The 26,294-nt window shown below is 70.1% G+C and carries 21 protein-coding genes; 13 read left to right on the forward strand and 8 right to left on the reverse strand.

Annotation, left to right across the window (positions count from 1 at the left end; translation table 11 throughout):
- Positions 1-179: 179 nt before the first annotated feature.
- Together EKE94_RS06030 and parE are read right to left on the reverse strand one after the other, a co-directional pair.
- Positions 180-893, reverse strand: coding sequence for a gamma-glutamylcyclotransferase (locus tag EKE94_RS06030; protein ID WP_127906297.1), 714 nt, complete (start codon positions 891-893; stop codon positions 180-182).
- A gap of 285 nt (positions 894-1,178) precedes the next feature.
- Positions 1,179-3,137: a DNA topoisomerase IV subunit B gene (gene parE / locus EKE94_RS06035; protein ID WP_127905709.1), complete on the reverse strand. Its 1,959-nt coding sequence runs from the start codon at positions 3,135-3,137 to the stop codon at positions 1,179-1,181.
- Positions 3,138-3,471: 334 nt separating this feature from the next.
- Here parE and EKE94_RS06040 point away from each other — a divergent pair, with 334 nt between their 5' ends.
- Positions 3,472-4,362 carry an NAD-dependent epimerase/dehydratase family protein gene (locus EKE94_RS06040; RefSeq protein WP_127905710.1) on the forward strand — a complete coding sequence of 297 codons (891 nt, stop codon included), beginning with the start codon at positions 3,472-3,474 and terminating at the stop codon, positions 4,360-4,362.
- Between the two features lie 259 nt (positions 4,363-4,621).
- The gene (locus tag EKE94_RS06045) at positions 4,622-6,028 is read left to right on the forward strand and encodes an MATE family efflux transporter (RefSeq protein WP_127905711.1); all 1,407 of its coding nucleotides are present in this window, start codon (positions 4,622-4,624) and stop codon (positions 6,026-6,028) included.
- Between the two features lie 249 nt (positions 6,029-6,277).
- Here the strand turns inward: EKE94_RS06045 and truA are convergent, their stop codons facing one another.
- Positions 6,278-7,051: a tRNA pseudouridine(38-40) synthase TruA gene (gene truA, locus EKE94_RS06050; protein ID WP_127905712.1), complete on the reverse strand. Its 774-nt coding sequence runs from the start codon at positions 7,049-7,051 to the stop codon at positions 6,278-6,280.
- Positions 7,052-7,616: 565 nt separating this feature from the next.
- On the opposite strand from truA, the gene EKE94_RS06055 reads away from it, so the two are divergent.
- The 5 genes from EKE94_RS06055 to ileS all read left to right on the forward strand — a co-directional run bounded on the left by EKE94_RS06055 (position 7,617) and on the right by ileS (position 15,997).
- Positions 7,617-9,029 (forward strand): YcjX family GTP-binding protein, encoded by a 1,413-nt coding sequence (locus tag EKE94_RS06055; protein WP_127905713.1) that lies wholly within the window; start codon positions 7,617-7,619, stop codon positions 9,027-9,029.
- A 178-nt stretch (positions 9,030-9,207) separates the two neighbouring features.
- Positions 9,208-10,296 carry a YcjF family protein gene (locus EKE94_RS06060; protein ID WP_127905714.1) on the forward strand — a complete coding sequence of 363 codons (1,089 nt, stop codon included), beginning with the start codon at positions 9,208-9,210 and terminating at the stop codon, positions 10,294-10,296.
- A 269-nt stretch (positions 10,297-10,565) separates the two neighbouring features.
- Entirely contained in the window at positions 10,566-11,228 is a 663-nt protein-coding gene (locus EKE94_RS06065) for a potassium channel family protein (RefSeq protein WP_127905715.1), read from the forward strand.
- On the forward strand, positions 11,225-12,586 hold the full coding sequence (locus tag EKE94_RS06070) for a TrkH family potassium uptake protein (RefSeq protein WP_127905716.1): 1,362 nt from the start codon (positions 11,225-11,227) through the stop codon (positions 12,584-12,586). The genes EKE94_RS06065 and EKE94_RS06070 overlap by 4 nt, the downstream gene beginning before the upstream one ends.
- A gap of 441 nt (positions 12,587-13,027) precedes the next feature.
- On the forward strand, positions 13,028-15,997 hold the full coding sequence (gene ileS / locus EKE94_RS06075) for an isoleucine--tRNA ligase (protein ID WP_407940872.1): 2,970 nt from the start codon (positions 13,028-13,030) through the stop codon (positions 15,995-15,997).
- A gap of 252 nt (positions 15,998-16,249) precedes the next feature.
- On the opposite strand, the gene EKE94_RS06080 is transcribed toward ileS, so the two are convergent.
- From EKE94_RS06080 to fsa, 4 genes are all read right to left on the reverse strand, one after another.
- Entirely contained in the window at positions 16,250-16,945 is a 696-nt protein-coding gene (locus EKE94_RS06080) for a CDP-alcohol phosphatidyltransferase family protein (RefSeq protein ID WP_127905717.1), read from the reverse strand.
- A gap of 181 nt (positions 16,946-17,126) precedes the next feature.
- A complete protein-coding gene (locus EKE94_RS06085; protein ID WP_206615040.1) occupies positions 17,127-18,041 on the reverse strand; it encodes a tyrosine recombinase XerC in 915 nt (304 codons plus the stop codon).
- On the reverse strand, positions 18,038-18,745 hold the full coding sequence (locus EKE94_RS06090; protein WP_127905718.1) for a DUF484 family protein: 708 nt from the start codon (positions 18,743-18,745) through the stop codon (positions 18,038-18,040). Before EKE94_RS06090 ends, EKE94_RS06085 begins: the two co-directional genes overlap by 4 nt.
- A gap of 221 nt (positions 18,746-18,966) precedes the next feature.
- Positions 18,967-19,620 (reverse strand): fructose-6-phosphate aldolase, encoded by a 654-nt coding sequence (fsa, locus tag EKE94_RS06095; protein ID WP_127905719.1) that lies wholly within the window; start codon positions 19,618-19,620, stop codon positions 18,967-18,969.
- 189 nt (positions 19,621-19,809) lie between these two features.
- Here fsa and EKE94_RS06100 point away from each other — a divergent pair, with 189 nt between their 5' ends.
- The 4 genes from EKE94_RS06100 to EKE94_RS06115 all read left to right on the forward strand — a co-directional run bounded on the left by EKE94_RS06100 (position 19,810) and on the right by EKE94_RS06115 (position 24,362).
- Complete coding sequence (locus EKE94_RS06100; protein ID WP_127905720.1) at positions 19,810-22,017, forward strand: primosomal protein N'; 2,208 nt, start codon at positions 19,810-19,812, stop codon at positions 22,015-22,017.
- A gap of 100 nt (positions 22,018-22,117) precedes the next feature.
- The gene (gene msrA / locus EKE94_RS06105) at positions 22,118-22,780 is read left to right on the forward strand and encodes a peptide-methionine (S)-S-oxide reductase MsrA (RefSeq protein WP_127905721.1); all 663 of its coding nucleotides are present in this window, start codon (positions 22,118-22,120) and stop codon (positions 22,778-22,780) included.
- A gap of 185 nt (positions 22,781-22,965) precedes the next feature.
- Positions 22,966-23,838 carry a 50S ribosomal protein L11 methyltransferase gene (locus tag EKE94_RS06110; protein WP_127905722.1) on the forward strand — a complete coding sequence of 291 codons (873 nt, stop codon included), beginning with the start codon at positions 22,966-22,968 and terminating at the stop codon, positions 23,836-23,838.
- 173 nt (positions 23,839-24,011) lie between these two features.
- The gene (locus EKE94_RS06115; protein WP_127905723.1) at positions 24,012-24,362 is read left to right on the forward strand and encodes a hypothetical protein; all 351 of its coding nucleotides are present in this window, start codon (positions 24,012-24,014) and stop codon (positions 24,360-24,362) included.
- A gap of 143 nt (positions 24,363-24,505) precedes the next feature.
- On the opposite strand, the gene EKE94_RS06120 is transcribed toward EKE94_RS06115, so the two are convergent.
- A complete protein-coding gene (locus EKE94_RS06120) occupies positions 24,506-24,715 on the reverse strand; it encodes a DUF1127 domain-containing protein (protein ID WP_127905724.1) in 210 nt (69 codons plus the stop codon).
- 310 nt (positions 24,716-25,025) lie between these two features.
- Here EKE94_RS06120 and ruvC point away from each other — a divergent pair, with 310 nt between their 5' ends.
- The gene (gene ruvC / locus EKE94_RS06125) at positions 25,026-25,598 is read left to right on the forward strand and encodes a crossover junction endodeoxyribonuclease RuvC (protein ID WP_127905725.1); all 573 of its coding nucleotides are present in this window, start codon (positions 25,026-25,028) and stop codon (positions 25,596-25,598) included.
- On the forward strand, positions 25,595-26,281 hold the full coding sequence (gene ruvA / locus EKE94_RS06130; protein WP_127905726.1) for a Holliday junction branch migration protein RuvA: 687 nt from the start codon (positions 25,595-25,597) through the stop codon (positions 26,279-26,281). Before ruvC ends, ruvA begins: the two co-directional genes overlap by 4 nt.
- Positions 26,282-26,294: the final 13 nt, after the last annotated feature.

Below are 26,294 nucleotides of genomic sequence, written 5' to 3' on the forward strand. Positions count from 1 at the left end.
TCCTCCAAACGTCGAAGCCCCGACAGCGTTAGCCCGACGGGCAACCCCGGTCAAAGCCCGCGCGCCCCCTGTTTCTTCTCTTCTTAAATACTCCCGCCGGAGGCATGCCGCCCGCAAGCCCCGGACCGGGGCTGCAGGGCCAGAGGGCGTGCGCCGCAGGCGCTCGATCTTCCACGGCCTCACCCCGGCAGGGCGTCGATCTCCCGCGCGACCATCGCCTGCAACTGCCACAGCCGGGTGTCGTGGATGCCATGCTCTTCCAGCCCCACGACGGTGTTGTGCAGGTATTCCGCGCCCGAGCCGCCGTGCCCGCAGGCCCGCGCCAGCACGTGCGCCACCCGGTCGAGCGGCGGGCGCGGCGTCACGATCTCGCCCGTTGGGCCGGCCCAGAAGACCATCGCCTCGGTCCGTCCCGTTGCGGTCTCGACCGGTGACCAGCGCATCATGTCGCGGTGTTCCAGTGCGGGCATCTCGCGCCTGATCAGCGCCGCGAGCCCCGATCGCAGGGTCTCGGGTGCAAGACGCATCAGCACGCCCGCACTGGCTCCGCCGCGTTCCAGCGCCAGCATCAGGCCGGGCTGTTCGGGGGTGCCGCGGAAATGGTCGAGCTTCAGGCAGAAGCTGCGGTGCCATCCGCGCAGCAGGCCGCGCCGCGTTTCGGCCACGTCGAAGCAGGGGTTCCAGATCAGCGAGCCATAGGCGAAGACCCAGATCTGATCCGGGTCGCGCCCGGCAAGGATCTCTTCGGCCATCCGGTCGTCGTCGGCCGCGTCGGCAAGGGTGAAGCCCGGGATCTCGCCCGGGTCGGGCACCTCGCGCCGGGTGCGGGCAACATGTTCGGCGGTCAGAACCAGACGGCGGCGGGCGGGGCGAGGCGGGAAAGGGGCATCCATATCGGGCGGCACCATGATCCAGCCCCGGTCAGAGGGCAACGTGAAATGCCCCCGTCGCTGGCCGTCACCAGCCCGAGACACCCCTGCGGGGGGCCCGTCGTCGACGGCCTCACCGGGCCTCCGCGGCCTGGGAGGCGGCCGCCCGGGATACCCGCGCGGTCGGTCAGGCCCTCCCGAACCGACCGCCGGCAAAACCGGGGGCCGCCCGGCATCGCCGCGGGGCGGCCAGACTCGGCGGGGCGGTCGGGCGCAGCGGGAGCGGGGCCCAGCGGGGGCTAGGCCCCGTTAGACGTCCAGCTCTTCGACGAAGCGGGCGTTTTCGCTGATGTACTGGAAGCGCAGCTCGGGCTTCTTGCCCATCAGCCGTTCCACCAGGTCGCCGGTCTCGCCGGGCTCGTCCTCGTCGATCGACACCCGGATCAGCTTGCGCGAGCCGGGGTCCATCGTCGTCTCTTTCAGGTCCTTGGCGTCCATCTCGCCCAGGCCCTTGAAGCGGCTGACGTCGATCTTGCCCTTGCCGCCCAGACCCTTGGCCAGCCATTCGTTCTTTTCCGCCTCGTCGATGCAGTAGACCCGCTTGGCGCCCTGGGTCAGGCGGAACAGCGGCGGACAGGCAAGGTAAAGGTGGCCCGCATCGATCATCGGCCGCATCTGGCTGAAGAAGAAGGTCATCAGCAGCGATGCGATATGGGCGCCGTCGACATCGGCGTCAGTCATGATGATGACCTTGTCGTAGCGCAGGTCGTCCAGCCGGAACTTGGTGCCCAGCCCGACGCCCAGCGCCTGGCTCAGGTCCGAGATCTCGGCGTTGCTGGTGAGCTTCGACGACGCCGCGCCCAGCACGTTCAGGATCTTGCCCCGCAGCGGCAGCAGTGCCTGGGTCTTGCGGTCGCGCGCCATCTTGGCCGAGCCACCGGCGCTGTCGCCCTCGACGATGAAAAGCTCGGTGCCCTCGCGCGCCGAGGTCGAGCAATCCACCAGCTTGCCGGGCAGGCGCAGCCGCTTGGTGGCCGACTTGCGCGCCGTTTCCTTTTCCTGCCGGCGGCGCAGGCGTTCTTCGGCCCGCAGCACGAGGTAGTCGAGGATCGCGCCCGCGGCCTTGGTGTCGGCCGCCAGCCAGTTGTCGAAGTGGTCGCGCACCGCGCCTTCTACCATCCGTCCGGCTTCGGTCGTGGCCAGCCGGTCCTTGGTCTGGCCCACGAACTCGGGCTCGCGGATGAAGCAGGAGACCAGCGCGCAGCCGCCCGCGGTCAGGTCCTCGCGGCTGATGTCCTTGGCCTTGCGGTTGCCGACCAGGTCGCCATAGGCGCGGATGCCCTTCAGCACCGCCGCCCAGAACCCGGCCTCATGGGTGCCGCCCTCGGGCGTGGGGACCGTGTTGCAGTAGGACTGAACGAAGCCGTCGCGCGACGGCGTCCAGTTGATCGCCCACTCGACCGACCCGGGCTGGTTGAATTTCTCCTGGAACGCGACCTTACCGGCGAAGGGGCGTTCGGCATAGGTGACCGACCCGCCCAGCGTCTCGGCCAGGTAATCGGCCAGGCCGCCGGGAAAGTGGAACGTGGCCTCCTGCGGGGTGTCGCCATCGGCGATCGCCGATTTCCAGCGGATTTCGACGCCCGAGAACAGGTAGGCCTTGGATCGGACCATCTTGAACAGGCGCGCGGGCTTGAATGTCTGGGTGTTGAAGATCTCGTGGTCGGGGTGAAAGGTCACCGAGGTGCCGCGCCGATTGGGCGCACTGCCCACCTTTTCCACCGGCCCCTGGCTGATCCCGCGGGAAAACTCCTGCGCATAGACCTCGCGGTTGCGCGCGACCTCGACCCGGACATGGTCCGAAAGCGCGTTCACCACCGAGATGCCGACGCCGTGCAGGCCGCCCGAGGTCTGGTAGGCCTTGCCCGAGAACTTGCCGCCCGCGTGCAGCGTGCACAGAATCACCTCGAGCGCGGACTTGCCGGGAAACTTCGGGTGCGGGTCCACGGGAATGCCGCGGCCATTGTCGCGGATGGTGATCGAATTGCCCTCGTGCAGCTCGACCTCGATGCGGTTGGCGTGGCCGGCGACGGCCTCGTCCATCGCGTTGTCCAGCACCTCGGCCACGAGGTGGTGCAGCGCGCGTTCGTCGGTGCCGCCGATATACATGCCCGGTCGCTTGCGCACGGGTTCGAGCCCTTCGAGCACCTCGATCGAGGAGGCGTCGTACTCGGGGTCGGGCGCACCGGTCAGTAGGTCGTCGGCCATGTCGCTGCTCGTGTTGTCGTTGGGGTGGGGGGAAGACTACTGCACCGCGCCGCGCGGGGAAACCCCGCAGCCGCGTCGGCCGGGTCGTCCGGGGCGGAGACCAGGCCGGGCGCGGCGCCGTCCCGGCCTTGCAGCCGGGTCGCACGTCCGTGACGACGGCACCGTCGCGCCGCCGCCCGTTACGCCCCCGCCCTTTACGACCCCGCCCGGTACGCCCCATGCCGGCGCGTTCCGCGGCCCCCCGGGCGACCGCGGCAAGAGGTTGCCTTTGCGCCGCGATGACGCACCTTGCAGGCGACACGCACGGCACGGGTTGCGCGACAGGGAGGCAGGCATGCGGGTTTTCTTCACGGGCGGCAGCGGCAAGGCGGGGCGGCACGTCGTGCCCTATCTGGCCGCGCAGGGGCATCATGTCGTCAATTTCGACCGGGTGCCGCTGGGCGCGCCGGGGGTCGACGATATCGCGGGCGATGTCACCGATGCCGGAGAGGTCTTCGGCGCGATGACCTCTTACGGGAACCTGGGCGAGCTTGAGGCCGGCTCCGGGGTGCCGCGCTTCGACGCGGTGGTGCATTTCGCCGCCGTGCCGCGGATCCTGCTGACCACGGATGGCACGTGCTTTCGCGTCAACACGCAGGGCACCTACAACGTGATCGAGGCCGCGGTGAAGCTCGGCATCCGGAAGATCATCATCGCCTCGTCCGAGACGACCTACGGCATCTGTTTCGCCGACGGCGAGCGACGGCCCGAGTACCTGCCGATCGACGAAGAGCATCCCACGGTGCCCGAGGACAGCTATGCCATGTCCAAGGTCTGCAACGAGGCGACGGCGCGCAGTTTCCAGGCGCGCTCGGGCTTCGACATCTACGCGCTGCGGATCAACAACGTGATCGAGCCGCACGAATACGCCCGCGATTTTCCGGCCTATGTCGAAGATGCCAGCCTGCGCCGGCGCAACATATTCGCCTATATCGATGCGCGCGATCTTGGGCAGATCGTCGATCTGTGCCTGTCCAACAGTGGGCTGGGCTACCAAGTGTTCAATGCCGCGAACGACCACCACTCGGTGGCGCTGTCGACGCAGGAGATCGCCGAGCGGTTCTATCCCGGCGTGCCCTTCCGCCGGGAGATGGGCCCGCGCGAGACGTTCTATTCCAACGCCAAGATCCGCGACATGCTCGGCTTCCGCCAAGAGCACGACTGGCGCGACATTCTGCAGGACTGACCCCGGCCCGGAGATGACCCGCCCGGAAACGACCCGCCCGAGATGACCGGCCCGATATGACACGCCCGATATGACCCGCCCGCGCGCGGCATTCCGGCCGTCTCGGGTGGGCAAGCTGCGGGCGGGCGGGAGCTGATACTTTGGGGCACGGACATTCGGGCAGGGACATTCGGGCAGAGCCGATGGGGCGGGGACATTCCGCCGGTTCCGGCGACCACTGCGCTTGCCGGGGCCCCGGGGTTCGGCTACCGGCTGAGACATGACCTCAGCGCCCCAAGATCCCAGACCCGAGCCCAGCGCGACCGGCCCGGCGGCCCCGGCCGGCGACCTGCCGTTCCGCGGCCACCTGCGGGCGGCGTTCCTACTGGGGCTGCCGCTGGCGGGCAGCCATGTCGCGCAGCTGTCGCTGAACCTCGTCGATGCGCTGATGCTGGGCTGGTACGACGTTGAGGCGCTGGCAGCCGAGGTGCTGGGCGGCACCGTCTACATGGTGCTGCTGATCATGGGCTCGGGCTTTGCCTGGGCCTTGATGCCGATGATCGCCGCCGCCGAGGCCGAAGGCGATACAACGCAGGTGCGCCGCGTCACCCGCATGGGGCTGTGGCTGTCCATCGCCTTCGCGCTTCTGACCGTGCCGATCGTGCTGTCGGGCCATGCGATCTTTGCCGCTCTGGGCCAGCCCGCGCAGGTCGCCGCGCTGGCCGGCGACTACCTGTCGATCCACGGTCTGGGGATCCTGCCCGCGCTGGGGGTGATGGTGCTGAAAAGCTATCTCTCGGCGCTTGAGCGCGCGCGGGTCGTGCTGGTCGTCACCCTTATGGCGCTGCCGCTCAACGCGCTGCTGAACCACATGCTGATCTTCGGCCACTGGGGCGCGCCCGAGCTGGGGGTGCGCGGCGCGGCCATCGCGTCGCTCGCCGTCACCGTGGCCTCTCTGGCGCTGCTCGTGGCCTATAGCCTGCGCGCGCTGCCCGAACACGCGCTCTTCGCCCGGTTCTGGCGCCCGGACCCCGAGGCTCTGGGCCGCGTGTTCCGGCTGGGGTGGCCGATCGGGCTGACCAGCCTGGCCGAGGTCGGTCTCTTTGCCGCCTCTTCGGTGATGATGGGCTGGATCGGCGCGATCCCGCTGGCCGCGCACGGCATCGCGCTGCAGATCACCTCGCTCACCTTCATGGTGCATGTCGGCATGTCCAACGCCGCGACGATCCGCGCGGGCAATGCCTATGCCCGCCGCGACCGGACGAGCCTGCGGCAGGGCGCGCTGGCGGCGATGGCGCTGTCGGGGCTGGGCGTGCTGGCCACCGTGGTCGTGTTCCTGACGGCGGGCGCCCCGCTGGTCGGGCTGTTCGTCGATCCCGGCGATCCGGCGCGCGAGGCGGTGATCGCGGCGGGGCGGGTGTTCCTGGCCGCCGCGGCGCTGTTCCAGCTGGCCGATGCGGGGCAGGTGTTGGCGCTGGGCGTGCTGCGCGGCGTGCAGGACACCCGTGTGCCGATGGTCATCGCGGCGTTCAGCTACTGGGCGCTGGGGGTGCCGGCCTCGTACCTGCTGGCCTTTCACACGCCGATCGGAGGCGTCGGGATCTGGATCGGCATGGCGCTGGGGCTGGCCTGTGCGGGAAGCCTGCTGATGCTGCGGTTCTGGCGCGGGGTGGCCCGGCGGCCCTGAGCACGGTGGGCCTTGGCTCGGCGGCCCTGAGCAAGGTGGACCTGAGCGCGCTGGGCCTGGGCCCGGCGGGACCCGGGTGGGCCGCGGCGGGCGGGGCGCCTGGTCGCGAGGGGGGACGCCTCCGGCGGGAGTATTTTTGAAGAGAAGAAGACCGGGCGTGTGTGACCTGGGCGGCCGTGGCGTGTGGGGCGCCGTTTGTGCGGTCGCGGAAGGGCGGGGGCATCCGTGCCGACGGGGGCACGGGGGAGATCAGGAGCCGGTGAAAGGATCCTCGGGGTAGCCGACATGGGTCAGGTAGAGGCCCTGCGGCGGTGCGACGGGGCCGCAGGCGGCGCGGTCGCGGGCCGCGAGCGCGTGCGAGACGTCGTCGGGCGACCACGCCCCGCTGCCCACCCGTTCGAGCGTTCCGGCGAAGCTGCGGATCTGGTTGTGCAGGAATGACCGGGCGTGGAAGGTCAGGCGGATTTCGGTCGCGGGGCCGGCCGCGCGGGTTTCGACCTGCGCCAGGTCGAGCGTCTTGACCGGGCTTTTCGCCTGGCACATCGTCGAACGGAAGGTGGTGAAGTCGTGCTGCCCCAGAAGCCTGCGCGCGCCCTCGGCCATGGCCTCGGCGTCCAGCGGATGGCGGACCTGCCACGCCAGCCCGGCGTCATGCACCAGCGGGGCGCGGCGCACCAGGATGCGGTAGAGGTAGCGCCGTTCGATCGCGGAGAAGCGGGCATGCCAGTCAGCGGTGACCGCTGCGACGGCGGTCACCGCCACCGGATCGGGCTTCAGGTGGTAGTTGACCGCCTCCATCAGCCGGAACGGGGTCCAGTCGCGCGCCAGGTCGGCATGCGCGACCTGTCCCGTCGCATGTACCCCGGCATCCGTCCGACCCGCTGCCGCGATCGCGTCGAGCCCGGGATCGAGCCGGCGCAGAGCGGTCTCGACCGCCTCCTGTACCGAGGGGACATGGGTCTGCCGTTGCCAGCCCGAGAAGGGGTGGCCGTGGTATTCGATGCGGAAGGCGTAGCGGGGCATGGGCAGGTGACGTAGCCGCAGCCGGGGAGGCTGGCAACCGGCATGATCAGGGCCGCCCGGGAGACGCGGTCGATGGCAGACGGGGTGGGCGGCAGGCGGCGGGCAGCAGGCGGGCGGCGGCAGAGGGGGGGGCGGCAGACGGCGGCGGCAGACGGCGGGCGACTGCCGTTCGACCGATGGATCGACCCATGGTGACGCGTGGCCGCGCGCCCGTTGCCGCGGCGCGGGGACAGGCCGCGGGGGGCTTAGGCCGTTTACCTGTGAGGAGCCATCGGGCGGCGGACGTCGGCGGCAGGCGCGGGGCCGGGCGAGGGGGAGGGCCGTTGCGGGCGGCAGGGGGCGTTGCGCCATGCTGCAGGTGCCGCCGCGGTGGACGGCGCGGCGGTGGACGGTTAGGCCCCGGGCAGGCCCGGTCCGGGCGAGGTCGGCCCTCGATCGTGCCGCCTGGCGTTCGGCCACGGCAGGGGCGCACGGGGCCGGGGGAATCGCGGGACCCGGTGGCGCGACTGGAAGCGGGCCGCGGGCAAGCCTATCTTGCAGGCCAAGACGACGAAGGGGACGGGCAGTGATCATCGCAGACATGGCCGACGGGCTGACGCGCGGGGTCGAACGGCTGGGCGCGGGCGTGTCCGGCACCTTCTTCGAACCCACCATCCGCATCGGCGTTACCGGACTGGCGCGGGCGGGCAAGACCGTCTTCATCACATCGCTCGTTGCCAATCTGCTGGCGCGCGACCGGATGCCTGGGCTTGCCGCCGCGGCCGAGGGTGCGATCCGCACCGCCTACCTGCAGCCGCAGCCCGACGACACCGTTCCGCGCTTCGAGTTCGAGGATCACCTGGCCGCGCTGACCGGGCCCGATCCGCATTGGCCCGACAGCACCCGCAGCGTGTCCGAGCTGCGTCTGTCGCTGCGGGTCCAGCCCTCGGGGCTTCTGTCGGGGCTCTCGGGGCCGCGGACCGTGCATCTCGATATCGTGGACTACCCGGGGGAATGGCTGCTGGATCTGGGGCTGCTGGAGCAGAGCTACGACGAGTGGTCGGCGCGCAGCCTCGCCCGGATCGAGGGGCGGGAGGCCGCCGCGCCGTTCCGGGCCGCGCTGGACGCCGCGCCCGAGGGCCGGTGGGAGGAGCCCGACGCCCAGGCGCTGGCCCGCGCCTGGACCGCGACGCTGGAGGCACGGCGCCGCGAGGGCGGGTCGGACCTGTCGCCGGGGCGATTCCTGCTGCCGGGCGAATTGGAGGGGTCGCCGGTGCTGACCTTCGCCCCGCTGCCGCCCGAGACGGCGGCGGCGCGCGGCGGTCTGCGGCGAGAGATGGCGCGGCGTTTCGACGCCTACAAGACACGTGTGGTCAAGCCGTTCTTTCGCGATCACTTTGCCCGGATCGACCGTCAGATCGTTCTGGTGGACGCGCTGGGGGCGATCCACCGCGGGCCCGCCGCGGTCGAGGATCTGCGCCGTACGCTGGCCGATATCCTGGGTGCGTTCCGTCCGGGACGCAACGCGTGGCTGAGCCGCCTGTTGCTGGGGCGTCGGGTGGAGAAGATCCTGTTCGCGGCAACCAAGGCCGACCACCTGCACCACACCCAGCATGCGCGGATGGCCGCGATCATGGAGGCGCTGGTGGCCGATGCCAAGTCGCGCGCGGATTTCGCGGGCGCGCGGACGGCGGCGATGGCGATCGCATCGCTGCGCGCCACGACCGAGGACCAGGTCCCGCACGAGGGCGGTTCGCTGGACGTGGTTCGCGGCATCCTGGCCGAGACGGGGCGTCGCGCCGCGTTCCACCCCGGAGAGTTGCCGCAGGATCCCGGGCGGCTTCTGGTGCCCGCGCGGCAGGGGGCCGAGGCCTGGCTGGACGGGGATTACGGCGCGATGCGCTTTGCGCCGCAGCCGCTGAGCCTGAAGCCCGGAGAGGGGCCGCCGCATATCCGGCTGGACCGGGCGGCGCAGTTCCTGATCGGGGATCGGCTGTGAGCCCTGTGCGCGAAGGGCAGGCGGATCGGTGGAGGGCGCGCGCTGACGCCTCCGGCGGGGGAGTATTTTTGAAGAGAAGAAACCGCAGGCGCGGTCCGGGCGGACGGGCGTGCGGGATGTCGATTTTCTCGGTTTGCGGCGGGCTGCGCGGCGGTGCCGAAGGGCAGGGGGGTGCGCGATGAGCGACGACAGGGACGATCCACGCACGGCCCGGGGCGGCGAGGCGGCGCGGCAGCAGGCACGGCGCGGTCCGGTTTTGATCGAGGATGACGCGGGGGAGCCTGCCTCTCCTCCGCTCAGCCCCGCCGAGGCGCCGCCGGTGCCGGATACGGTGTCGGCGCGGCCCCGGGGGCAGGCGATGCGCACCATGGCGGCGCTGGCCGCGCGGCGGCCGTCGCGGTTGGCGCGATGGTTCTGGCGGCTCCTGGGAGCGCTGATCGCCTTCGGCGTGTCGGTCCTGACATGGCGGGCAGTGGCGGCGTTGATCGCGACCTATCCGCTGCTGGGCTATGCCGCTCTGGCGCTGACGGTCGCCTTCCTGTCCGTTTGTGTCGCGATCATCGTGCGGGAGGCCGCGGCGCTGGCCCGGCTGGGACGGCTGGACCACCTGGGTCGCGCCGCCGAGGCGGCGCTGCGCGACGCCGACCTGAAGGCCGCGCGGCGGGTGACGGGGCAGCTGTCGGACCTTTATGCCGGGCGCGAGGCGCTGAGCTGGGGCCGAGACCGGCTGGCCGAGCGGCAGGGCGACGTCTTCGATGCCGAGGCCCTGCTGCACCTGGCCGAGGCCGAGCTTCTGGCCCCGCTCGACGACGCGGCGCGGGCCGAGGTCGAGGCGGCGGCCCGGCAGGTGGCGACGGTCACCGCCATCGTCCCGCTGGCGCTGGCCGATGTCGCCACCGCGCTGACCTCGAACCTGCGGATGATCCGGCGGATCGCCGAGATCTACGGCGGGCGCGGCGGCACGCTGGGCAGCCTGCGGCTGATCCGCGCGGTGATGACCCACCTTGTGGCCACGGGCGCGGTCGCGGTCGGCGATGATCTGGTGCACACGGTGGCGGGCGGATCGGTGCTGTCGCGCCTGTCGCGCCGCTTTGGCGAGGGGTTGGTGAACGGCGCGCTGACCGCGCGGGTGGGCGTCGCCGCGATGGAGGTCTGCCGTCCGCTGCCGTTCTCGGGGCGGCCGCGTCCCTCGGTCACTGGGATCATTCGGCGCGCCCTGACCGGCCTGTTCCCGGCCGGGCGGGACGAGGACGACGCGGACCGGTGACCCCGGGCGTCCGGGTCGGACGGGGGCGGTGTAAGGCGCCGTGACGCTTGACGCGGGCCGGGCCGGGTCGGTCGGGCCGCGCCGGCCCTGACGGGAGACGCCCCTCACACACACCCCGGCGGGATCCGTCGTCCTTCTCCGCGGGGCGCCTTTCCGAATGCGACCGCGACGCGGTGGCGGCCGGATCCCGCACCGTGGCGGGACGGGGCCCCTTTTCTCTGCCATCGTGCAGAGGTATGTGGGCCGGGCATCTTTCGGGAGCAGACGCAATGGGCCGGCCAAGACGGACCTTCGCCATCATCGGACTGGGCAATTTCGGCAAGACGGTCGCCGGAGAGCTGGCCCGCTTCGGAAACTACGTCATCGGGCTGGACCGGGACGAGCGCGCCGTCGAGGCGATGGTCGATCGGCTGGGGCAGGCGATGATCGTCGATGCCCGTGACGACGCGGCGCTGCGCGAGGCCGGGATCGGCGATTGCGATGCCGCGCTGATCGCGCTGGGCAACGACCTGGAAAGCTCGATCCTGGCGACGATCAACTGCAAGGTCATCGGCGTGCCGACGATCTGGGCCAAGGCCGTCAGCCGCACCCACCACCGGATCCTGTCGAAGCTGGGCGCCGACCGGGTGATGCATCCCGAAGAGCTGATCGGCCTGCATATCGCGCAGATGCTGCACAACCCGCTGGTGCGCGACTACGTCAGCCTCGGCAACAGCTACCACGTGGTCAACTTCATCGTGCCCGAGTCGCTGCGTGGTCAGCCCCTGTCCGAGCTCAAGCTCATGGAGAAGTGGGAGCTGCGCTGCCTCGGCCTGATGCGGGGGCGCGATTTCGTGGGCCGCGATGGCGATGGCTGCGTTCTGAAGGAGGACGACCTGCTGATCCTTCTGGGGTCGCGCCACCAGCTGCGGGCCTTCGGCGCCTCGCTATGAGCCTGCCGCTGCTGCGCGGCCGGCTGCGGCCACGGACATGGACGCACCTGCTGAACCTGCCGCCGCCGGCGCTTCTGGCGCTGCTCTACGCGGGGCTGATCGTCACCGGCGCCGTCGCCCTGATGCTTCCGCTGTGCAACACCGGCACTATCGGCTTTTTCGACGCGATCTTCACCTCGACCTCGGCGGTCACGGTGACGGGGCTCGTGGTTTTCGACATCGGGACCGAGCTGACGCCTCTGGGGCAGGGGGTGATCGCGCTGCTCATCCAGATGGGCGGGCTGGGGCTGATGACCTTCGCCGTACTGATCCTGATGGCGCTGGGCCTGCCCGTCGGCATGCCGCAGCGGGTGATCCTGCGCGAGGATCTGGAGCAGACGTCGCTGACCGACCTGACCGTGCTGGTGCGGCTGATCCTCAAGGCCGCGCTGATCTGCGAAGGCGGCGGCGCGATCGTGATGGCCATGCTCTTCGTGCCCGAACTGGGCTGGGCCGAGGGGCTGTGGGCGGCGGTCTTCCACACCATCTCTGCCTTCAACAACGCGGGGTTCGCGCTGTGGCCCGACAGCCTGAGCCGGTGGGTCGGCCACCCGGTGGTCGTCTTCGCGGTGCCGGCGATGTTCGTCATCGGCGGGCTGGGTTTCGTCGTGCTGGCCGATCTCTTCGAGGCGCGGACGTGGCGCCGCCTGACGCTGCACACCAAGCTGACGCTGGTGGGCACGGTGGCATTGGGGCTGCTGGGGATCGTGGGGTTCGGCCTGCTTGAATGGCGCAACCCGGCGACGCTGGGCGGGCTCGAAGGAGTCTGGCCGCGGGTGGGCGGCGCGATCTTCCAGGGGCTGACGCCGCGGACGGCGGGGTTCAACACGGTCGATATCTCGGGCATCCACGATTCGACGGCGCTGATGATGATCTCGCTGATGCTTGTCGGCGGCGGCGCGGCCTCGACCGCTGGCGGCATCAAGGTGACGAGCGCGATCGTCCTGTTGCTGGCCACCATTGCCTTTTTCCGCCGCCGCCAGACGCTGCATGCCTTCGGGCGTTCCCTGGGCGTCGAGGAGGTGATGAAGTGCATGGCGCTGACCACCGTGTCGATGCTGGTGGTGATGATGGGGATCTTCCTCGTCTCGCTCAGCCATGACGGCAATTTCCTGGACTACGTATTCGAGGTCGCGTCGGCCTTCGGGACCACCGGCCTGTCGCGCGGGGCCACGGGGGATCTGGATGCGCTGGGGCGTCTGACGATCATGGGGATCATGTTCCTTGGACGGGTGGGGCCGCTGACGCTGGGCTTTTTCCTGGCCACCCAGCATCGCCCCCGCATCGGCTACCCCTCCGGCAAGGTTTATTTGGGGTGAGGCGCGCCCGGAAAACCGTCCGGTGGACGGTTTTCAGCGCCGAACGGGCGAAGCCCCGGGCCGAAGGCAGATGCGCGCACTTTACGGGGGCGAGGGTGTCGCAGGGTGGTGCCTCCGGGCGTTGCGGAAGCCAAGGGCTGCGTGTCGCGGCACGTCGCGCACCGGGCGCAGGTGGTGGCGCGGCCCGTCTCTAGCTGGCAGAGCCACCGCCGTGGGGTCGGCCTCGGCCCGCCGGTTGCGGAGGGGCCGCCCCCCGCCTTGCCCAGCCGGGGGGGCGGGCGTATAGGGGGCGCATGGCTCTGACGTTGCTCATCACGACCGGACCCGGGGCGCGAATTACGCGCCCGGCACGCGCCTGACGGCGCGGCGCCGGGACCAAGGCGCCTGCACCGCCGCGCCGCCCCCATTTCCCTGACCAAAGACCGCCCGAGGACCGCCCCCATGTGCGCCGACACGCCTGACGACATGCCCGACACCACCCCCGCCACCGATGCAGCCCTGCCCGACTACAAGGACACGCTGAACCTGCCGCAGACGGGGTTTCCGATGCGCGCGGGCCTGCCCAAGCGCGAACCCGGCTGGCTGGAGCGGTGGGAGAGGATCGGCGTCTACGACCGCCTGCGCGACAGCGCCGCCGGCCGGACGCCCTTCACGCTGCATGACGGCCCCCCCTACGCCAACGGGCACCTGCATATCGGCCACGCGCTGAACAAGACGATCAAGGACATGATCGTGCGCAGCCACCAGATGATGGGGCATGACGCGCGCTACATCCCCGGCTGGGATTGCCACGGCCTGCCCATCGAGTGGAAGATCGAGGAGCAGTACCGCCAGAAGGGCCGCGACAAGGACGAGGTTCCGGTTCTGGAGTTCCGTCAGGAATGCCGCGACTTCGCCGCCGGCTGGGTCGATGTGCAGCGCGAAGAGTTCAAGCGGCTGGGCGTCACCGGCAACTGGGCTGCGCCCTACCTGACGATGGATTTCCACGCCGAGCGGGTGATCGCCGAGGAATTCATGAAGTTCCTGATGAACGGCACGCTCTACCAGGGCTCGAAACCCGTGATGTGGTCGCCGGTGGAGAAGACCGCGCTGGCCGAGGCCGAGGTCGAATATCACGACAAGGAAAGCCCGACGATCTGGGTGAAGTTCAAGGTGGCCGAGGCCGGGGAGACCGACCTTGGCGGCGCCTACGTGGTGATCTGGACCACGACGCCCTGGACCATCCCGTCGAACAAGGCCGTGGTCTACGGCGAGGGGATCTCCTACGGCCTTTACGAGGTGACTGGCCGGCCCGAGGAATGCTGGCTGTCGATCGGCGACCGCTACCTGCTGGCCGATGACCTCGCCGCCGACGTGATGGGCAGGGCCCGGCTCGACCCCGACATGTACCGGCGCCTGCGCGACGTGACGGCGGACGAGCTGGCGCAGCTGAGCCTCACCCACCCGCTGGCCGGGGCCGAGGGGGCGGGCGGCGAATGGGATGATCCGCGCGATTTCCGCGCCGCCGAGTTCGTCACGGATACCGAAGGGACGGGCTTCGTTCACTGCGCTCCGTCGCACGGGATGGAGGAATACGACCTCTATCGCGGGCTTGGGATGCTGGACCAGGTCATCACCTACAACGTGATGGACGACGGCTCATTCCGCGAGGACCTGCCGTTCTTCGGCGGCAAGCGCATCCTGGCCGCCAAGGCCAAGAAGGGCGACTGGGAAGGCGACGCCAACAAGGCCGTCATCGCCAAGCTGACCGAGGTCGGCGGGCTGCTGGCGCGTGGACGGATCAAGCACTCCTACCCCCATTCGTGGCGGTCCAAGGCGCCGGTGATCTACCGCAACACGCCGCAATGGTTCGCCGCCATCGACCGCAAGGTCGGCGACGGGCAGGACCGGAACGGCGAAACCATCCGCGACCGTGCGCTGACATGCATCGACCAGGTGAAGTGGACGCCGAAATCGGGCCGCAACCGCCTGCATTCGATGATCGAGGCGCGCCCCGACTGGGTGCTGTCGCGCCAGCGCGCCTGGGGCGTGCCGCTGACCTGCTTCGTCAAGGCGGGCGCGCTGCCGACCGACCCCGAGTTCCTGCTGCGCGACCCGGGCGTCAACGCCCGCATCGCCGAGGCGTTCGAAACCGAGGGGTCGAACGCGTGGTACAAGGATGGCGCCAAGGAGCGTTTCCTGGGCGGCGATCACGACCCTGCCGCCTATGATCAGGTGTTCGACATCCTCGACGTCTGGTTCGACAGCGGGTCGACCCATGCCTTCGTCCTGCGCGACCGCGAGGACGGGACCGAGGACGGCATCGCCGATGTCTACATGGAGGGGACCGACCAGCACCGCGGCTGGTTCCATTCCTCGCTGCTGCAATCGGTGGGCACCACCGGCCGCGCGCCCTATCGCAACGTGGTGACGCATGGCTTCACGCTGGACGAGAAGGGCATGAAGATGTCCAAGTCGCTCGGCAACACCATCGTCCCCGAAGAGGTGACGAAGCAATACGGCGCCGACATTCTGCGGCTCTGGGTGGCGCAGGCCGACTATACCGGCGACCAGCGCATCGGGCCCGAGATCCTCAAGGGTACCGCGGACAGCTATCGCCGCCTGCGCAACACCCTGCGGTTCCTGCTGGGCTCGGTCGGTGGCTTTGATGCCGCGAAGGCGGTCGATCCCGACGACATGCCGGACCTCGAGCGGCTGATGCTGCATCGCCTGTCCGAGCTGGACCAGGTGGTGCGCGAAGGCTATGCGGCGTTCGATTTCCAGAAGGTGTTCCAGGAAGTCTTCCACTTCGCCACCATCGACCTGTCGGCCTTCTACTTCGACATCCGCAAGGACGCGCTATACTGCGACCCCGAGGACAGCCCGGTGCGGCTGGCCGCGCTGACCGTGCTGGATGCGCTGTTCCACCGGCTGACGACCTGGCTGGCGCCGATCCTCGTCTTCACGATGGAGGAGGTCTGGCTGGAGCGGTTCCCGGGCGAGGAGAGCTCGATCCACCTGCAGGACATGCCCGAGACGCCCGAGGGGTGGCGCGACGACGCGCTGGCCGCCCGGATGCAGAAGGTGCGGGCGGTGCGCCGCGTGGTGACAGGTGCGCTGGAGCAGGCCCGCCGCGACAAGGTGATCGGCGCCTCGCTCGAGGCCGCGCCGGTGGTGCACCTTTCGGCCGAGCTGGCCGAGGCGATCCCGGATGCCGAGAGCTTTGCGACGCTCTGCATCACCTCGGACATCCGGCTGACCGGCGATCCTGCCCCGGCCGAGGCGTTCCGCCTGCCCGAGGTGCCGGACGTCGGCGTGGTCTTCGAACGCGCCGAGGGTCAGAAATGCCAGCGGTGCTGGAAGATCCTCCCGGACGTGGGCCGCCACGCCCATCCGGGGGTCTGCGAGCGCTGCGACGAGGCGCTGGGCTGAGGCCCGGCGCGGTCCGGGCCTCGGCCCGGACCGGCATTGAGGAATGATCGGGTGGGAGCGCCGGTCGCACGGGGGACGTGCGGCCGGCGCTTTTCTGTCAGGGCCAGGCGGTGCCGCCCGTGGCGGGGCAGGAGCCTCCGGCGGGAGTATTTTGGAAGAGAAGAAACCGAGGCGCGCGCAGAGGGATGCGACCTTGGGCACGGGCACGGGACGGGGAATCGTTGCCGCGTTGGGCCCCCGTGTCGCGCGGCGTCAGGCGCGCCGGGGCGGCAGGATCTGCTGCAGCGGGCCCGCGACCAGAAGGTAGATCGAGCTGAGCGTCAGGAGCGTGTGCACCAGGGGCTGCGTTTCGAAGTCGTGCCAGGCCGACCAGCCGGCCAGAAGCGTCCAGAGCAGCGCCACGGGCAGCGACAGCGTGCGCCAGCGCTTGGTGCGGACCGGGTGGATGAACTTCAACGGGGCGAACATGGCGGCTGCCAGCACGATCACCAGCGCGAGGATCACCCAGAAGTTGGGGGCGAGCGCGAACATCACTACGACCATCATGTTCCAGCAGCCGGGAAAGCCCAGGAACGAGTTGTCCCTGGTCTTCATCCGCGTGTCGGCGAAGTAGACGACGCTGGCGAAGGTGATGACGATGATCGCGATCCAGCCCGTCCAGCCCGGCAGCAGGTCGGATTCGAAGAGCGCGAAGGCCGGAATGAAGACGTAGGTCAGGTAGTCGATGATCAGGTCCATCAACACCCCGTCGTATCGCGGCGCGTTGGCCTTGGTGTCGTAGCGGCGCGCCAGAGGGCCGTCGATGCCGTCGACCGCGAAGGCCACCACCAGCCATAGGAACATCACGCCCCAGTCGCGGTCGGCGGCCGCGAGCATCGCGAGCATCGCGAAGACGGCACCGGTGGCGGTGAGGAGATGGACGAGGGTGGCTTGTCGGGCAGGCGTCATCGTTCCGTCATGACGCAAACCGGCCTGCGGCGCAAACATGTTCGCAGCTCGGCGGGCGGCCCGGCGTCGCTGCGTGGCCAATGCGCTGCGGGTTCGGCCGGGGCAGGCGGGCGCCGAGGCTCGGGCGGCGGCGCGGGGAGCGCGCCGCCGGGGCGCGGGGGTCGGTGGAGGGGACGGTGCCTCAGCGCCGGGGATGTGCGCTGTGGTAGACCTCCATCAGGCGCGCGGTGTCGACCGCGGTATAGCCCTGCGTGGTGGAAAGCGAGGCATGGCCCAGAAGCTCCTGGATCGCGCGCAGGTCGCCGCCGGCGCCCAGAAGGTGGGTGGCGAAGCTGTGCCGCATCGCGTGGGGGGTCACGGTGGCGGGCAGGCCCAGCTGCATCCGCGCATTCTCCATCACCCGCTGCACGAGGCGCGGCGACAGGGCGCCGCCGCGGACCCCGCGGAACAGCGGCGCCCCGGGCGTCAGCTCGTGCGGGCAGAGCTTGGCATAGGCGGCGACGGCGTCGCGCGCGGCGGGAAGCACGGGCACCACCCGTTCGCGCCCGCCCTTGCCCCGGATGCGCAGGGTATCGGGAAGCGGGTTGTCGCGGCCCCTGAGCGACAGCGCCTCGGAAATCCGCAGCCCGCAGCCGTAGAGCACGGTGACGACGGCCACGTCCCGCGCCGCGGCCCAGCCCTGCGGCGCCTGCATCTCGACCGTGTCGATCATCGCCCGGGCGGCGTCTTCGTCCAGCGGGCGTGGCAGCTTGCGCTGGAACTTGGGTGCCCGGGCCGACAGGATGGCGGTGACGTCGTGCCCCTCGCGTTCGGCGATCCAGCGGGCGAAGCCCTTGACCGCCGACAGCGCCCGGGCGAGCGAGCGCGCCTGCAGCCCGCGGCCGCGTTCATGCGCCATCCACGCCCGCATCTCGGGCAGGGTGGTGTCGGCCACGGGACCGAGGCCCGAGGCCCCGCCGCGGTGGGTCTGCAGGAACTCCAGCCAGCCCAGAACATCGGCGCGGTAGGCCTCGACCGTGGCGGGGGCGGCGCCGTCCAGCGCCGCCAGCCCTTCGAGCCAGCGCGCCACGGCGTCGCGCAGCGCGGGCGAGATCACGCCAGCCAGTTCCTCAGGCACCGCTCGAACACGCCGCAGAAAAAGCCGAGCAGCTCGGTCCCCTGCGCCGGCGAGAACTGGTTGGGATCCTCGGCGCCAAGCGCCAGCATTCCCGGCATACGGCCACGCCCGAGGTCGAGCTTCAGGCAGGCCTCGGACCGCAGCCACGCGGCGCGGTCGCCGTGCACCGACGCGTCCAGCCGGTCGGACTGGCGCAGCGTCACCTGCCGGTCGGGACCGTCGCGCCCCGGCGCGAGGTAGGAGGCGACGAAGCCCGGAGGCGCCAGCGACAGCACGTCGTCCAGCTTGCGCGCGGTCTCGTCCTCTTCGGAGTCCTGCGTTTCGAGAACCAGGCGCACGGAATCCACACGCAGCGTTTCGGCGACGTTGCGACCGAGATTCTGCACGAAGCTTTCGAAGGTCGACGGCTCCATCATCGTCAGGATCGCCCGGTGCACCTGATTGGTCGAGGCGAGGTTCTCGTAGGCCGCCGCGATGACGGAGCGGTGGGTGTCCTCGAGCCGGTCGAGCCGGGCTTCCAGCCGCTCCATCGCGATGCCGCGCAGGTCCACGACATTGCTGCCGAGCGCACGCTCATTTGCGGCGACGAGCGCGCGCATCAGGTCTATGTCTTCGAGAATCACGTCTGGTTCAGAGATGATGCGCTTGCGCAGATCATCCTCGATCAAGGCGGTATTGCCCATTCCGGCCCCTTGTTTTTATGTATCGTTTGCTCGATGGGCGCCACTATACCCCGAGCCCGCGCGCTTTGCGCAGCCCTTTTTCGCAGCTTATTTCCAAGCGTTGCATTCCGTCCCGCGGACCCTGCGACCGGCTGGGGTGACGGAGGAGGCGCCCCCCGCAACGCAAAGGACCGGCCGCGGGCGATGCCGGGGCCGGTCCTGACCGCTGCGGGGCGGGACGATCAGAGGATCTTCTGACCCGTCGATTCCCAGTCCTTCAGGAAGGTCTCGATCCCCTTGTCGGTCAGCGCGTGGCCGGCCATCGCCTGGATCACTTTCGGCGGGGCGGTGGCGACGTCGGCACCGATCAGGGCGGCGTCCTTCATGTGGTTGGCGGTGCGGATCGAGGCGGCGAGGATCTGCGTCTCGAAGCCGTAGTTGTCGTAGATGGTGCGGATCTCGCGGATCAGCTCCATCCCGTCGAGGTTCAGGTCGTCCAGCCGGCCGATGAAGGGCGAGATGAAGGTCGCCCCCGCCTTCGCCGCCAGCAGCGCCTGGTTGGCCGAGAAGCAGAGCGTGACGTTGACCATATAGCCTTCGTCCGACAGCACCTTGCAGGCGCGCAGGCCGTCCCAGGTCAGCGGCACCTTGACGGCGATGTTGTCGGCGATCTTGCGCAGCTCGCGGCCCTCGGCGATCATGCCCTCGGCATCGAGCGCGACGGTTTCGGCGCTGACGGGGCCATCGACGATCGAGCAGATCTCGGCCGTCACTTCCTTGATGTCGCGGCCGGCCTTCATGATCAGCGAGGGGTTGGTCGTGACCCCGTCCACCATGTTCAGCGCGAGAAGCTCGCGGATCGCGTCCACGTCCGCGGTATCGACGAAGAATTTCATCTTGGCGTCCTCCTGACTATATCGGGCACTCCGGCCGCGCGGGGCCGGGCGCGTTAGCGCCGTCATATCGCAGCCCGGCAGGCGGCGAAACCGCTTTGTCGCAAAGCGCGCGGCGTGGTGGGGCGCCGAGGCCCGCCTGACAGAGCGCATGGACGGCCCCGCATCCGCGTGGCAACTAGGAAAGAGAAGATGAGGGACGCCTTGCCCCAGCCAGGCCATTACGAAGAGGGCGCGCGCATCGCCGTGCTGACCACCCAGCCGCTGCCGGGCCCGCTCGATTACCGGGCTCCCGAGGGCGGCTGCTGGGACGGCGCCTTCGTCGAGGTCCCGCTGGGCCCGCGGCGGGTGCTGGGCGTGGTCTGGGGCCCGGGCGAGGGCGGCTTCGACGCGGCGCGGCTGCGGCCCGTGAACCGCGTGCTCGACGCCGCGCCGATGCGGGCGGAGATGCGTGAGTTCATCCTGAAGGCTGCCGACTATACCCTGACGCCGCTGCCCGCGATGCTGCGGCTGGCGACGCGGGCACCGGGCCTTGGCGGGGCGCCCACGATGCGGCGGGTGCTGCGGCGGGGCGACGGCGCGCCCGACCGGATGACGGATGCCCGCACGCGGGTGATGGAGGCGCTGGACGAATGGGGCGGCGCGGCGGTGACGCTCAAGGAGCTGTCGGATGCCGCGGGCGTCACCTCGTCCGTGGTGAAGGGGCTGGTCAAGGCGGGCGCCATCCTCGAAGAGGACAGCCCCCGCGACACGCCCTATCCATGGCTCGACCCCGATCTGCCCAGCGTCGAGCTGACCCCCGATCAGGAGGCCGGCGCGACGATGCTGCGCGAGGCCGTCGGCTCGGGCCGCTACGGCACCACCATGCTGCGCGGGGTCACCGGGTCGGGCAAGACCGAGGTCTACATGGAGGCCGTGGCCGAATGCCTGCGGCAGGGTCGGCAGGCGCTGGTGCTGTTGCCCGAGATCGCGCTGACGTCCGAGTTCCTGACCCGGGTGCAGGACCGCTTCGGCGCCCGGCCCGCCGAATGGCATTCGGGCGTCACCATGACCGAACGCCGCCGCTGCTGGCGCATGGTGGGCGAGGGCGGGGCAAGCCTTGTCGTCGGCGCCCGCTCGGCGCTGTTCCTGCCCTATCGCGACCTTGGCCTCATCGTCGTCGATGAGGAGCACGACACCTCCTACAAGCAGGAGGACGGCGTGCTTTACAATGCCCGCGACATGGCGGTGCTACGTGCCTCGCTTTGCAGCGCGCAGGTTGTTCTGGCCTCGGCCACGCCGTCGCTGGAAACATGGGTGAACGCCGAGGCGGGGAAGTACCGCCGGCTGGATCTCGCGTCCCGTTTCGGCACGGCGGTGATGCCCGAACTGCATGCCCTCGACATGCGGACCGAGGATCTGCCGGGATCGCACTGGATCTCGCCGACGCTGGCGGATGCGGTGCGCGCACGCATGGAAAAGGGGGAGCAGGCGCTTCTGTTCCTCAACCGCCGCGGCTATGCGCCGGTGACGCTGTGCCGGGCCTGCGGCCAGCAGATCGGCTGCGACCACTGCGACGCGCGGATGGTCGAACACCGGTTCCTCAAGCGGCTGATCTGCCACCAGTGCGGCGAAAGCAAGCCGATCCCCGAGGCCTGCCCCTCCTGCGGGGCAGAGGGGCGGCTGGCCCCCGTGGGCCCCGGCGTCGAACGGCTGGCCGAAGAGGCGGCCGAGGCTTTCCCCGGCGCGCGGATCTCGCTTCTGTCGTCGGACCTCTTCGGGTCGTCCCGCGCGCTCAAGGCCGAGATCGAAGGCATCGCCGCGGGGCAGGCCGACATCATCATCGGCACCCAGATCGTCGCCAAGGGGCACAATTTCCCCCTGCTGACGCTGGTGGGGGTGATTGACGCCGATCTTGGGCTGCAGGGGTCCGACCTGCGCGCGGCCGAGCGGACGTTCCAGCTGATGCGCCAGGTCGCGGGCCGCGCGGGGCGGGCCGAAAAGCCCGGTCAGGCGCTGCTTCAGACGTTCCAGCCCGAACATGCGGTGATCCGGGCGATCCTGTCGGGCGACGAAGAGGGCTTCTGGCGCGCCGAGGCGGACGAGAGGCGGGCGGCCGGGATGCCGCCCTTCGGACGCATGGCCGGCATCGTGCTGTCCTCGACCGAGGTGGGCGAGGTGTTCGATTTCGCCTCGGAACTGGCGCGGCGCGACGCGCCTCTGCGCCGGATCGGGGCGCAGGTCTTCGGCCCCGCGCCCGCCCCCATCGCCCGGATCCGGGGGCGTCACCGCGTGCGGTTGCTGGTCAAGGCCGACAAGGGCACGCCCTTCCAGGCCGCGCTGGCCGACTGGATTTCGCAGCTGAAGCCGCCCACCAACCTGCGCCTTGCCGTCGATATCGATCCGCAGAGCTTTCTCTAGGAGACGGAGCCCCCGCGGGTGGCGACGGGGCAGGGCTGGTGGATGCGGCAGGCGTGCCTATATTACGGGCCAACCCCCTTTGACTTCGGAGGATACCCCGATGAACCTGTTCATGCGCAAGAAGGCCGAGATGGTTTCGGAAGGCGATGCGCTTCCGGGCCGGGCTGCCCCGATCCCCACCGCCGAGACGCATTTCGTCAACGGCCAGCCGCTGACCGCCGACGTGCCGCAGGGCATGGAGCAGGCGGTGTTCGGCATGGGCTGTTTCTGGGGCGTCGAACGGATGTTCTGGAAGCTGCCCGGCGTGCACGTCACCATGGTGGGCTACGCGGGGGGCTACACGCCGAACCCGACCTACCAGGAGGTCTGCACCGGGCAGACCGGTCATAACGAGGTGGTGCGCGTGATCTACGACCCCGCCCGGACCAGCTACGAGGATCTGCTCAAGGTCTTCTGGGAGGGGCACGACCCCACCCAGGGCATGCGGCAGGGTAACGACGTGGGCACGCAGTACCGCTCAGGCATCTATACCTTCTCGGACGCTCAGGCAAAGGCGGCACAAGACAGCCGCGAGGTCTTTGCCAAGCGGCTGGCCGAGAAGGGCTTTGATGCCCCCACGACCGAGATCCGCCCGGCGCCCACCTTCTACTTCGCCGAGGATTACCACCAGCAATACCTCGCCAAGAACCCGGGCGGCTATTGCGGTATCGGCGGGACCGGCGTGACCTGCCCGATCGGTACCGGCGTCGCCGCGGGGTCCTAAGGCCGGGCCGATTTGCTAAGGGTCAAGCGGCCCGCCCCCGGTGGCCGCCTGCGTCCCGTCCGCCAGGGATCCGGCGGGCGGCCGTTGGGGGATCTCGTGACGAGATCAGGACGCCCGGGATCCGCGCGGCTGGACAAGCTGCGCGGCGCGCCCTAGGGAGCGGGCGGCCGAGGAAAGGACCGCCGATGCCCACCTTCACCGCTTTGACGACGCTGACAGGACAGGACGCTGCCGAAGGGCTTGGCGCCGCGCTCGACGAGCTCGACCCCGCGCCCGAGGGGGTGGGGGTCTTCGAGATGGAGGACGGCTCGGGCCTGTGGGAGGTCGGCGGCTACTTCACCGAACAGCCCGACGAAACCGCCCTGGCGCTTCTGGCTGCCGCCTATGGCGCGCAGGCCTTCGCGGTGTCCGAGCTGCCAGAGATCGACTGGGTCGCCAAGGTGCGCCGCGAACTCGTCCCCGTCGAGGCGGGGCGCTTCTTCGTCTATGGCAGCCACGATTCCGCGCGTGTGCCCGAGGGGCGCGTCGCGCTGCTGATCGAGGCGGCGATGGCCTTCGGAACCGGGCACCACGGCACCACGCTGGGCTGCCTGCGCGCGCTCGACCGGATGATCGAGGCGGGCGAGACGCCGCGCAACGTCGCCGATATCGGGTGTGGCACCGCGGTGCTGGCCATGGCCGCGGCCAAGACGTGGCAGGTGCCGATCTACGCCTCGGACATCGACGCCGTCGCGGTCGAAGTGGCCGAGGCCAACCTGTGCGTCAATGATCTGGAGGGTCGGGTGAGCTGTCTCGAGGCGACGGGCTTCGACCATCCCGACCTGCAGGCCGCCGGCCCCTTCGACCTGGTGTTTGCCAACATCCTCAAGGGCCCGCTGATCGATCTGGCGCCCGAGATGGCGCAACACACGGCGACCGGCGGGCAGGTGATCCTGTCGGGCCTTCTGAACCCTCAGGCCGACGAGGTGCAGGCCGCCTATGTCGACGCGGGCTTCACCCCGGTGCACCGTGACGAGATCGGCGACTGGACAACGCTGGTCCTGCGACGCGCCGCCTGACGGGGCTGACGGGCTGACCGGAAGCGCTGGCTGACCGGGCGGGCGGAGACGGGTGTCTTTCGAAGGCGCGCGCCCCTTCCTGCCCCAATTTCGCCACAAGGGGCCTTGCCTCGTCGCAAATTCGCCGTATTCTGGTCATCGTTGGTGGGGGCCAACACGACGGATACTTCCGCATGCCGGACGACACGCAACGACAGACGTTCGAAGAGCGCAAGGCGCGCATCGCTGCGCGGCACGCAAGGCTGGCGCGCGGATCCACGGCCCGCGTCTTGCCCGACGGCCGGATCGAGGCGCGGGCGCAACGCAGACGCTTCGCCTTTCCCTGGACCGGTCTCGCCGCCGCGCTGGCCTGCGCCCTGATCGTCAAGACGGTGTTCCTCGCCCATTTCGGGGCCGAGGACTATGCCGGCAGGGTCGACCGGCTGTGGCAGGGATCGGCGCTGGATCGGGCCGGGGCATGGGTGCTGACGCCGGACGACTTGACCCTGACCGCCGCCGCGCATCTTGAACCGATGCTGCCCTGACCCGGACACGCACCGCCCCCGGGATCTGCGCCCGAGCGTCCGCCTCTGCGCACCGGAACCCGTGCCCGGGGACCTGCGCACGAAAAAGGGCCGCACCCCGGAGCAGGAGGTGCGGCCCTTGCGCCGAACGCCGAAGCGTGGGATCAGCGGTAGCCGGACACCCGGGCGATGTCCTTGCGGCTCAGGCCGATATCGTCCAGGGCCTGATCGCTGAGCGAGCTGAGCATCTTGCGGGTCTGACGCGACGTGTTCCAGGCCTTCAGGTTCGCAACCGACCGGCGGGTCATGCGAAGCAGGGCGCCCGACGAGATGCGGACGTCGCTGGGGGTGCGGGTGGTGTCGATAAAGGCCATGATGGAGCTCCTACAGGTCAAGTGTTCGCGTCGTGCTTATTTAGGCGCCGTAGCCGGGCTCGAGAGCCCGATCAATACGCGTTTTTTGCATCTCAGCCATGCAGTTAGCGCCGCCTCTCAAGCGTCGCTTTCGGATCTGTAAGCTGGTCTTCAACGACCTGCGCGGCGGATGCCGCAAAACGGATCGCTTGGGTCGCAAACGCACCGCGACGCTAGGGAACTCCGGTCGAAAAAGCGCCGCTTTGCGGTTGGCGGATGTTCGCGTTTCGTGCTAGCGATCTGTAAAACACGCGATAAAGCGAGCAGGGATATGCGGATACTAGGCATCGATCCGGGCCTCACATGCCTCGGTTGGGGGGTGATCGAGGTCGATGGCAGCCGAATCAGGCACGTCGCGAACGGACAGATCAAGCCCGAGGGCACGGTGCTGGCCGACAGGCTTCTCAGCCTGCATCGGCGGCTGAGCGCGGTGATCTCCGAGCAGGCCCCCGGGCGGGCCGCCATCGAGCAGACCTTCGTCAACCGTGACGGCGCCGGCACGCTGAAGCTGGGGCAGGCCCGCGGCGTCGCTCTGCTGGCACTGGCACAGGCCGGACTGGCGGTCGGTGAATACGCGCCGAACGCGGTCAAGAAGACGGTCGTCGGCGTGGGCCATGCCGACAAGCGCCAGATCGACCACATGGTGCGGATGCAGCTGCCCGGCGCGGTGCCCGTGGGCTCGGACGCGGCCGACGCGCTGGCCATCGCGCTTTGCCATGCCTTCCACAGCCGTACCCCCGCGGCCCCGGCCGAGGTCGCGGGCCGTGCCGCAGGGCGGAGATCGGGGCGGGCGGGACCCGCGACGGGACAAGGCCGGCACACGTCAGGGCGGGGCGCGGCATGATCGGGCGCATTGCAGGGCGGATCGATCATCGCGGTCCCGACCATGTTCTGATCGACGTGCGCGGCGTGGGCTACATCGTCTACGTCTCGGACCGGACGCTGGCGACCCTGCCCGGGCCGGGCGAGGCCGCGGCGCTTTATACCGAGATGATCGTGCGCGAGGATCTGCTGCAGCTCGTGGGCTTTCCCACCCTGATCGAGAAGGAGTGGCACCGCCTGCTGACTTCGGTGCAGGGCGTGGGGTCGAAGGCGTCGATGGCGATCCTGGGCACCCTGGGCCCCGACGGGGTGGGGCGGGCGATCGCGCTGGGCGATGCGGCGTCGGTCCGCGCCGCCCCCGGTGTCGGCCCGAAGCTGGCCCAGCGGATCGTTAACGAACTCAAGGACAAGGCGCCCGCCGTGATGGCGATGACGCCCGCAGGCGCCGCCCCCGCGCCCGCCACTCCGCAAGACGAGCCGGGCGAGGTGATCGAGCCCGCCACCGGCGCCCCGTCGCCCGCTCCATCTCCGGCGCCGTCCCCCCGCGGCGCGGCCCAGTCCGAGGCGCTTTCGGCGCTGTCCAACCTGGGCTATGCCCCGTCCGAGGCGGCGCGCGCCGTGGCCGAGGTGTCGGACGAGGCCGGGCCCGACGACACCGCCGCGATGATCCGCCTTGCGCTGCGCCGTCTGGCGCCCAAGGGATAACCCCCCGAGGGAC

Source organism: Mesobaculum littorinae, assembly GCF_004011175.1.
Lineage (GTDB): Bacteria > Pseudomonadota > Alphaproteobacteria > Rhodobacterales > Rhodobacteraceae > Tranquillimonas > Tranquillimonas littorinae.

Excerpts from the sequence above, each read along its gene's own strand:
- EKE94_RS06030 (WP_127906297.1), bottom strand. The coding sequence starts at position 893 with ATGGATGCCCCTTTCCCGCCTCGCCCCGCCCGCCGCCGTCTGGTTCTG.
- parE (WP_127905709.1), bottom strand. The coding sequence starts at position 3,137 with ATGGCCGACGACCTACTGACCGGTGCGCCCGACCCCGAGTACGACGCC.
- EKE94_RS06040 (WP_127905710.1), top strand. The coding sequence starts at position 3,472 with ATGCGGGTTTTCTTCACGGGCGGCAGCGGCAAGGCGGGGCGGCACGTC.
- EKE94_RS06045 (WP_127905711.1), top strand. The coding sequence starts at position 4,622 with ATGACCTCAGCGCCCCAAGATCCCAGACCCGAGCCCAGCGCGACCGGC.
- truA (WP_127905712.1), bottom strand. The coding sequence starts at position 7,051 with ATGCCCCGCTACGCCTTCCGCATCGAATACCACGGCCACCCCTTCTCG.
- EKE94_RS06060 (WP_127905714.1), top strand. The coding sequence starts at position 9,208 with ATGAGCGACGACAGGGACGATCCACGCACGGCCCGGGGCGGCGAGGCG.
- EKE94_RS06065 (WP_127905715.1), top strand. The coding sequence starts at position 10,566 with ATGGGCCGGCCAAGACGGACCTTCGCCATCATCGGACTGGGCAATTTC.
- EKE94_RS06070 (WP_127905716.1), top strand. The coding sequence starts at position 11,225 with ATGAGCCTGCCGCTGCTGCGCGGCCGGCTGCGGCCACGGACATGGACG.
- ileS (WP_407940872.1), top strand. The coding sequence starts at position 13,028 with ATGTGCGCCGACACGCCTGACGACATGCCCGACACCACCCCCGCCACC.
- EKE94_RS06080 (WP_127905717.1), bottom strand. The coding sequence starts at position 16,945 with ATGACGCCTGCCCGACAAGCCACCCTCGTCCATCTCCTCACCGCCACC.
- EKE94_RS06090 (WP_127905718.1), bottom strand. The coding sequence starts at position 18,745 with ATGGGCAATACCGCCTTGATCGAGGATGATCTGCGCAAGCGCATCATC.
- fsa (WP_127905719.1), bottom strand. The coding sequence starts at position 19,620 with ATGAAATTCTTCGTCGATACCGCGGACGTGGACGCGATCCGCGAGCTT.
- EKE94_RS06100 (WP_127905720.1), top strand. The coding sequence starts at position 19,810 with ATGAGGGACGCCTTGCCCCAGCCAGGCCATTACGAAGAGGGCGCGCGC.
- msrA (WP_127905721.1), top strand. The coding sequence starts at position 22,118 with ATGAACCTGTTCATGCGCAAGAAGGCCGAGATGGTTTCGGAAGGCGAT.
- EKE94_RS06110 (WP_127905722.1), top strand. The coding sequence starts at position 22,966 with ATGCCCACCTTCACCGCTTTGACGACGCTGACAGGACAGGACGCTGCC.
- EKE94_RS06115 (WP_127905723.1), top strand. The coding sequence starts at position 24,012 with ATGCCGGACGACACGCAACGACAGACGTTCGAAGAGCGCAAGGCGCGC.
- EKE94_RS06120 (WP_127905724.1), bottom strand. The coding sequence starts at position 24,715 with ATGGCCTTTATCGACACCACCCGCACCCCCAGCGACGTCCGCATCTCG.
- ruvC (WP_127905725.1), top strand. The coding sequence starts at position 25,026 with ATGCGGATACTAGGCATCGATCCGGGCCTCACATGCCTCGGTTGGGGG.
- ruvA (WP_127905726.1), top strand. The coding sequence starts at position 25,595 with ATGATCGGGCGCATTGCAGGGCGGATCGATCATCGCGGTCCCGACCAT.